Genomic DNA, 8,458 nt, shown 5'->3' on the forward strand with positions numbered 1-8,458 from the left:
AGTGCGAACGTTCCTTTGTCGATCTTGCGGGTGAAGTCTGCACCAGCGACCTTGTCATCGGGTTCGGTGTAGTCAACAACAACTTTGTCGTTGATCTTGACGATGATTCGCTTCCCTTTCACGATCACTGTCTCGGTGTACCATTCGTGATCGGGGACGTGTTTCTCCAGCACGTCGACCACGCCGTAAAGACTTCCGGTACGCTTGGGGTCACCCTGAGTGTTGTTAACCTGAGCTTCGAACCCGTATTTCGGCCATCCCTCAGGCTGGAACTTGGTGTGGAAGTAGATCCCACCATTGCTGTTGGGCTCTGTCTTGACGTCGGCCCGGAATTCAAAGTTCGTGAAGGGCTTGTCATCACCCACATAGAACAGGTGGCTGCGGGGGCCGTTGGCGACGATGGCGCCGTCCTTGATTTTCCAGCTTTCGGGGCTTTCGTTGATCTTCCAGCCATCGAATGATTTGCCGTCGAACAGTTGGATGAAACCATCCTTGTCCGGTTCAGCAGCCCACCCCAGAGTGCTCAGCGAGACGATCGCCAATGCCACCAATCCAAGAAAACTTTTCATAACATTCCTGTCTGCTCAGAAGTCAAATCCAAGTCAATGTCAGTGGGTCGGCACATGCTTCCCCCGAACAGAGTCTAGTTTGGCGGAAGAATCCACGCGTGTAAACGCATTCGCGCGAGGAAGCGCCCCTCAGAGATGAAAAGTGATTCCTGGTCCGCCGGGAATCAGCCCGGGCGGGGGAACAATCACCCTCGAAGCGGATTGGCAATGAAACCGCAGGCGGAACGATAAGGCTCGCTGCAAGCCGACACGGGATTGCACGTTGTTAACGCTGGCGGGCGTGGCGGACTATCCGTGACGTACGCTGACTCGAAACTGGAACGGAGAGGTCATTCCTCCCAGCACAATAATGTTGTCGCCGAAGTCCAGAACTTTTTCCTGTTCGTCCGAAGGGCCGCCAATCACGGTGTCGTTCACCAGGATTCCCAGTGACGATCCCATATCTCTCACGACGATCTTGCCGTTTTCCATGTCGATCATCGCGTGATTGCGTGAGACATTGTAGGGCTGACGGTCTTCCAGAAAGAGGTCATTGCCATCCGATTGCCGCCGATCACGCTGCGACGATGATCGGCCGATTCGGAATGGGAAATTCGTAATGGGTAGTGACGCGTGAGGCAACGATGACGCGGCAGTCCGGGTTAACGGATAGAGGGTGGCCGTCAGTGCCTCGACCGGTCGAATGGCCGTTGTGAGACACTGCTCACGCGAGGTCAAATCCTTCAGTCGTTCCAGGATCGAATGGATATAAGCGTTCACTTCGGTCGGAACGGAACTCAGCGCCTGTTCAAACTCATCCCGGGTGATGGCAGAAAGACGGGCAGGCTTAATCACCCGCGCAGAAACTGTGTGCGGCGTTTCGGTGAGAAGGCTCAATTCACCAAAGACTTCGCCAGGACCGAGTTGCGCCTCCCGGTCATTAGAATCAAACGTGCCACGTCGAAGCTCTACGGCACCCGAATGAATTAGGTAGGCTTTCTTGGAAAGATCCCCGGGCATGAATACGACCGCCCCTGCGGGGTACTCGTAATGTTCCATAAAAACCACCTCCGAAGAACAGAACGTAACCTTCATTCAAGTGATTAACAAGAATGAAAGCTGACGACCTGAGTACGGGCCAAATCAAATACGGAAACTTCGAATCCTGCAACCGCAAAATTGCATTTTCCTGGCAGTGGCAACGTATCATCATTGAATCTGTTTTGCCACTCTTTGATTGTCGAAAAATGCGTTATTGGACGTTTCCCGACTCGGTTTCGAGCGAATAGATACAGTTGCCTCTTTACTGTTCGCGTGTTTATTAACTTTGTTTGAAAACAGTCTGAAGTTGGCAGGTGCGATAGTGGGCTCAGTCTGAGGAAAGGGGGAGATGACTTTCCACTCTGCTGAAGTTAGACTCGACTTATTGGTCCCCACGCGCCGGTCCCCTGGTTTTCGACAGTGAGGTGATTTTGGATGAATGGAGTTGGGGCATGTGTCACGTGGGTAACTTCTTCGACGAAATCGACGTCTTGGAAGCGTTTCCCGTAAAGACTCGCGTGATCGAGAAACAGACGGCCAGCCGATTCTCACGAGGGGCCGATCTGTTTGTAGCGGTCGTAATTGGCGCTGACTTAGGATATTCTGCAAAGCTCACGGGCTCGTTTAAGAAGTCTTCAGGACTCACAAACTTTTGCAGTAATTCAGGAGCCGATGCCTGATGTCAGCTTGGCTCGCCAATCACTTTTTCAATCCCGGGTTTGTCGCGGGGGGCGCACTCCTTGTCGCCCTTCCGATCGCCATTCACCTCATCAATCGAGTGCAGTATCGGCGAGTTCGATTTGCAGCCATGGAGTTTCTGCTGCAAAGTCAGAAACGGAATCAGCGGCGCCTGCTGCTGGAGCAACTTTTGTTGTTGCTGCTTCGCATCTTGATTGTGATCGGGTTGGTCCTGCTTATCTCCCGGTTGATCCTCAATCCTGCGCAGATGTCGATTTTTCGCGGCGCTCAAACTCATCATCTCGTCCTGATTGATGACAGCTTGTCGATGAAAGAGCGATGGGAAGATACGAGTGGCTTTGAGCAGGCGATCAAGGTCGTCAACCAGATTGCAGCAGGGGGAGCGCAACAGCCCAATACTCAGAAGCTGACCTTGCTGAGGCTTTCACAGCCTGAGCAGCCGTTCTTCGTTGAGAGGAATGTCAACGAAGACTTTGTTGCGGAACTGCTTGCCAAACTCGATCCGCAGACATTTAAGTGCACGAACCAGTCACTCGATTTAACGACGGGCCTGCTGGAGGCGAAGAAGTTCTTCGCGGAAGACAATGGCAACATCCATCATCTTCACGTGATCTCTGATTTTCGTGAGCGTGACTGGCGGGATCAGAAGGCCATTACTTCGGCCATTGAAGGGCTCGCCGAGAACGGGGTTTCGGTCAATCTTGTCCGTGCAGTTCCTGAAGCTCATGCCAACCTGACAGTTGTTGAACTGACCGGTGACATCCAGGTCGCTGCCGTTGATGTTCCGCTGCGAATGCGTGTCACGGTCAAGAACAATGGCTCGCAGGTCGCGTCGAATGTGCGCCTTTCCGTTTCTGATAACAACAACAAACTTCCCACGAGTGTTCTGCTGGAGAAAATCGAACCGCAGACGGAGGTCACTCAGGAGTTCGAAATTCGACTGGCCACTCCGTCGACGCACAAGATTCGAGTCAGTCTGGATTCAGATGCACTGTCGGAAGATAACGACCGGTCCATCGCGGTCGACGTACCGCAGGCTGTCTCGGTGCTGCTGGTCGACGGTGATTCGTCGGGAGATGCGGCTTCGTACATCGCAGACGCAATTGCAGCGGATCCCAAGGCCACGGGTTACCTGGCCACGATTGAGAGTGTCGAAGCCCTTCGTCGCCGTCCACTGGATGGCTTCGCCTGTATCTACCTCATAAACGTGCCGGAATTGCCCGCCGATTCCATCGATGCGCTCGAACGTTACGTCGCTGACGGGGGGGGATTGGCGTGGTTCGTAGGAGAGTCGATCCGGCCCGCACATTACAACTCAGAGCTTTACCGGAACGGGACGGGGTTATTCCCGATTCCGCTGGAGAGTGCTCCGAAGGAATTGATTCTTGATCCGACCAGTCCTGGCGCAGACATCCTGACATCGAAACACCCGTTGTTCCGAATCTTTGCGGGTGAGGATAACGCGCTGGTGAAACTCGTTCGAATCTTTCAGTTTATGCCCGCGGCAAAAGACTGGGTTCGCGACGATCAGGTCCGAATGGACCGTGTGCAAACAATGGCCTCGCTGCGAAGCAAGGATCCGCTTTTCCTGGAACACCGTTTCGGAAAAGGGCGGGTAATCACGTGTCTCACGACGGCTCAACCTGACTGGAACAACTGGGCGACCGATAACAGTTTTGTTGTCGTCCAACTGGAACTCGTCAAATCTCTCGCACGAACGGATCGCATCCCGGAACAACGACAAGTCGGTGAGCCCATCGTCCTGGCCCTCGATCCCGCTGAGTACTCAGATTCTGTTGAAATTGAAACGCCCGGCGAAGAGGGCGATCGAATGACAAGACTGCAGGCATCACCCGAAAGTGCCGGTGAAACCGGTGGGCAGGGGCATTCCGGGGACGGAACTCTTACCCAGGGAATTGAAGCTCCGGTGGCAAACGAGGGATCGCTGAATTTGAGAGCTGTCTTTCGAAACACCGACCAGCCCGGAGTCTATACCGTTCGATTGTTGAAGCAGAGCCAGGCAAGCGAAGAGAGACTCATTGCCTTCAACACGGCTCCGGGCGAAGGGGAGCTGGCTTTGGCGACTTCGGCGGATCTGCGAAAGCGAATGGGGAACGCCTCTGGCGCCACTATTCAGGAATTCGGGCGTTTGGACTGGGTCGAAGGACGCGAGGCCGGATCAGAAATTCGGCAGTGGCTCTTGTGGTTGCTGGGAACTCTTTTCGTGCTTGAGCAAGCTCTGGCCTACAAACTGAGTTATCATCCACCGCAAGCAGTCAAGACGCTGAAATTCTCAGAATGAATGGAATCGTAAAATGGACGACGCAAGTATCCATCCCGGGCAGCCTGATCGCGATCGGCTGATTTGTCCTCACTCAAGTGGCCATTGAGGAACAACGTTTTGATAAGGTTGAGGGATTGGCTTTCTTGTTTCACAGATCTCCTGAATGAGACCCGTTGATGTTTGATCTCAACCCAGGATCGATGCTTTCCGTTGTTGCCGCGGTCGACACGGCCACGCTGACGGTGCGTGAGTTCGACTGGCCAACAACGTCCCTGGGCTGGCTGCTCTTAATTGGCGGTTCGGTGCTGTTTGTGGCATGGTCGATCTGGCTCTATCTTCGCGACACAGCGGACCTTCGCTGGTATTGGCGAGTCTGGTTAATCCTGCTGCGCGTCGGCATCCTCGCATCGCTGCTCGTGATTGCCCTGAATCCCTCAGACCGGACCCAGAAAGAATCCTACCGACCGTCTCGTGTTGGCATCCTGGTGGACACTTCTCTTTCCATGCGGCATCCCGCGGGAAATCCATCCGAGCGTGAGTCTCCCGGCACCGCCACCGGTCCTTCAAGGGCGGACGAAGTCAAACGGCTGCTTGTGACATCGAATCTTGTCGAGACACTGCGAAAGCAGCATGAGGTGAGCATCTTCACTTACGATTCGGGACTGGTCGGTCCCCATCGGGTCTTCCCCCGCACGGGAGGTGAATCGACCAGCAACGGTGATGTCGTACCGGAATCGGAATCACCACTGGACTGGGAGGAACTGCTGCGGCCTCGCGGTCTCGAGTCACGATTGGGGGAAAGCCTCGATGAACTGATTCGTCTCTCTGCAGGTAAGACCCTGTCGGGACTTGTCGTCATGACGGACGGTGCGTCCAATGCCGGGATCGATCCCGCGACGACACACGACCGAGCCATCGCCACCAAGTCCCGTTTGATTGCTGTCGGCACGGGAACAACCGAGCAACCTGTGAATCTGGCGGTCTCTGAAATCGCCTCACCTACGGATGTCCAGATGGGCGATCCTTTCGAAATCACTGCCTTCATTCAGGGGAATGGTTTGGCAGGACGAGAGGTCGACGTGGAACTGTTGATGAAGTCTGGGGCGGACGTTGAGCCTGTTGCAGTCGAACGGAAAAAGGCCACGCTGCTGGAGGATTCACTCCCGGTGGAGGTCAAGTTCTCGCGAAATCCCACCGAAGCGGGGCGAGTGACCTACGTCGTTCGAGCATCTACGCCCAACCGAATCGCGGAGTTCAATTCACAGGACAACGAATTGTCCTTCACCGTCAACACGTTCGATCGACCTACTCGCGTTTTGCTGGTCGCCGGGGGGCCAATGCGAGATTACCAGTTCGTCCGTAACCTTCTGTTCCGGCACAAGTCATTCGATGTCGATGTCTATCTGCAGTCCGGAGGGCCCGGGACGAGTCAGGAATCGAACAGGTTGCTCACCGCATTTCCCGCAGCCAAAGAAGAACTGTACGAGTACGACGTCGTGATGGCGTTTGACCCGGATTGGAAGAGTATCCCGGCCGAGTCTTTCAAAACTCTGTCAGACTGGGTCAGTCTCGAAGGGGGAGGATTGATCCTCGTTGCCGGCGACGTGAATACACCCACCCTGGCGGGGATGAGTGATGCTGCTGCTTCCGGAGCGGCGGGGGACGAGGCATACCGGCCATTACTCGAACTCTATCCTGTTTTCCTCAGCTCCTACTTCACCTCGTCTCGTTTTGACCAGGACTCCACACAGCCATGGCCCGTTAAGTTTAGCAAAGAGGGGCAAAGTCTGGGGTTCCTCCAATTGACCGACGACCCCGTCACTTCTGCCGCTCGCTGGAAAGCATTCCCCGGAATTTATCGCTGCTACCCCACGAATGGGCATAAGGCCGGTGCGAAGGTCTACGCGAACTTTTCGGACCCCCGTGCCGCAGGTGAGCCCCCCGTCTTGATGGCGGGGCAACCACTGAGCAAAGGCTTTGTTTTCTACCTTGGCAGTGCAGAGATGTGGCGGCTGCGGTCGGTGAGCGAAGACGACTATGACCGGTTCTGGATTAAGACCATTCGCGAAGTGGGACAAGGTCGCTCCAAACGCGGCACCAAGCGAGGCCTGCTGATGCCAGACAGTCGAAAACTGCTGATCGGTCAGACGCTGCGCGTACGAGCACGTGTCCTCGACGCGAAATATGATCCCCTCGAAGCGGAAACAGTGACCCTGGATATCCACGACCCTGCTGGAAAACCACTCACTCCGCCCCGCCAATTGCGTCGTGATCCTTCCAGTCCCGGTGTTTTCACGGGTGATTTTCGTGTCAGTCTGCCCGGTACCTACAAGCTCGATTTGCTGCTTCCGGATTCGCGTGAGCGTGTCACCGACGAAATCGTGGTTGCGCTGCCGAAGCTGGAAGATGAGAATATCCGGCAGAACGTCAGGTTGCTGACCGACCTCGTTCGCGATACCGGGGGGAAGTACCTGACTGTGGACGAAGCGATTGTGGAACTACCAGGCCTGTTGCCTGACCGGGGGGAACAGTTCTATGTCCCCGAACGTTTGAGAACGCTGTGGGATCGTCAGTGGGTGATGTACCTGCTGGTCTCGATTCTTTCGATTGAGTGGCTGACGAGAAAGATCCTGAAGCTGGCCTGACCGCTGGCTCAGGCCAGCGATTCCGCATCCCCAGAAGTTAAAAGCTCAAGAGCGGTACATGACTACGCCTAACCAACTTCCCGCTGAAGCTCTTTCTATCCTTGATCAGCTCAAGTCACGAATCCGTTCCTATGTCTTCTGGGAAGGGCTGGCTCTCGTCGTTGTCGTGCTGGGCCTACTCTTCTGGTCCAGTTTCGCCTTTGACTGGGCCTATTTTCAGCTCAGTCACCTGGAGCTTCCTCGCTGGTTTCGCGCAGCCGTCTTGATCGCCGGAATTTCACTCGTCACTTTGGGGGCCTGTTCGTGGATCGGGCTGCGGTTGTTTCGCGGGTTCCGCACCAGGGCACTCGCGCTGGTCCTCGAACGGCGATTTCCCGAACTGGACGATCGACTGATAACGGCCGTTGAAGCGTCTGAAGGCCTCCTTGAGACGGATTCGCCCGTCACTGCGGCCATGTTGCAGCGGACACTGAAGGATGTCACCAGCACGGCATCCCGGCTGGATCTGGGTTCAGTTTTTGATAGTCGCCCTCTTCGCCGAGCGATTGTCGGCGCCGTTGTTCTGGTTGCATCGATCTTCGGAATGATGGTGGTGGACTCCGCGGCGATGGAACGCTGGGCCGCCGGCTATTTGGGACTGAAGGATGGCTACTGGACCCGGGAAACCGAACTGGTGATGAAAGTCGTGGTTCAACCTGGGGACCGGATTCGGGATTTTGTGGAAGGCCACTATCGACATCCGAAAGGGGGGGACCTCACGGTCGTTGTTGAAGTGCCGGAAGGAAAAAAGCCCCCCCGCCGAATTCGACTCGACAGTCAGATGGGGCGCCGTACAACTCAGATCTGGCTGACCCCTTCTGCCGATCAGGTCTTCAGGCATACGTTTGTTGGATTGATTGAGGGGGCTCAACTTTGGGTCTCTGGAGGGGACTACCGCCATTCAGATCCTTACGTTGTCGACGTTGTTCCGCCCCCGGAGGTCACTCGTGTGACGCTGCACAGTCTGTTCCCGGAATATACGGGTCTTAACACCGTTAGCAGTGCTGGTGTGGAACGGACATCGAACGAGCTGAATGGCTCGCAGATTTCGCTTCCATTGCAGACCGACTTCATCCTGGAGATCACTGCCAACAAACCGCTGACTCAGGCCAGAATCGAAGGGGATGTTGGACCTGATCGGTGGGAGATCACGCTCACTCACGGTGCGGCTGGTGCTTCGGAAGCGTCGATTTCGATGAAAT

At 55.4% G+C, this 8,458-nt stretch carries 5 protein-coding genes; 3 read left to right on the forward strand and 2 right to left on the reverse strand.

What is annotated here, in order from left to right:
* The coding region (locus tag VGE80_RS11270; protein WP_440592740.1) for a 3-keto-disaccharide hydrolase at window positions 1-569 on the reverse strand (569 nt) is incomplete at its 3' end.
* A 288-nt stretch (window positions 570-857) separates the two neighbouring features.
* A complete protein-coding gene (locus tag VGE80_RS11275; RefSeq protein WP_373650670.1) occupies window positions 858-1,607 on the reverse strand; it encodes a cyclic nucleotide-binding domain-containing protein in 750 nt (249 codons plus the stop codon).
* A gap of 661 nt (window positions 1,608-2,268) precedes the next feature.
* Between VGE80_RS11275 and VGE80_RS11280 the strand changes: the two genes are divergently transcribed.
* The 3 genes from VGE80_RS11280 to VGE80_RS11290 all read left to right on the forward strand — a co-directional run.
* On the forward strand, window positions 2,269-4,590 hold the full coding sequence (locus VGE80_RS11280; protein ID WP_440592741.1) for a BatA domain-containing protein: 2,322 nt from the start codon (window positions 2,269-2,271) through the stop codon (window positions 4,588-4,590).
* 158 nt (window positions 4,591-4,748) lie between these two features.
* Window positions 4,749-7,217 (forward strand): hypothetical protein, encoded by a 2,469-nt coding sequence (locus tag VGE80_RS11285; protein WP_373650672.1) that lies wholly within the window; start codon window positions 4,749-4,751, stop codon window positions 7,215-7,217.
* A gap of 58 nt (window positions 7,218-7,275) precedes the next feature.
* The coding region (locus VGE80_RS11290; RefSeq protein WP_440592742.1) for a hypothetical protein at window positions 7,276-8,458 on the forward strand (1,183 nt) is incomplete at its 3' end.

The sequence above is a fragment of the Schlesneria sp. genome (genome assembly GCF_036405755.1).
GTDB lineage: Bacteria > Planctomycetota > Planctomycetia > Planctomycetales > Planctomycetaceae > Schlesneria > Schlesneria sphaerica.

What these genes read in the sequence shown, in the direction of transcription:
- VGE80_RS11275 (WP_373650670.1), bottom strand. Translation starts at nt 1,607, where the DNA reads ATGGAACATTACGAGTACCCCGCAGGGGCGGTCGTATTCATGCCCGGG.
- VGE80_RS11285 (WP_373650672.1), top strand. Translation starts at nt 4,749, where the DNA reads ATGTTTGATCTCAACCCAGGATCGATGCTTTCCGTTGTTGCCGCGGTC.
- VGE80_RS11280 (WP_440592741.1), top strand. Translation starts at nt 2,269, where the DNA reads ATGTCAGCTTGGCTCGCCAATCACTTTTTCAATCCCGGGTTTGTCGCG.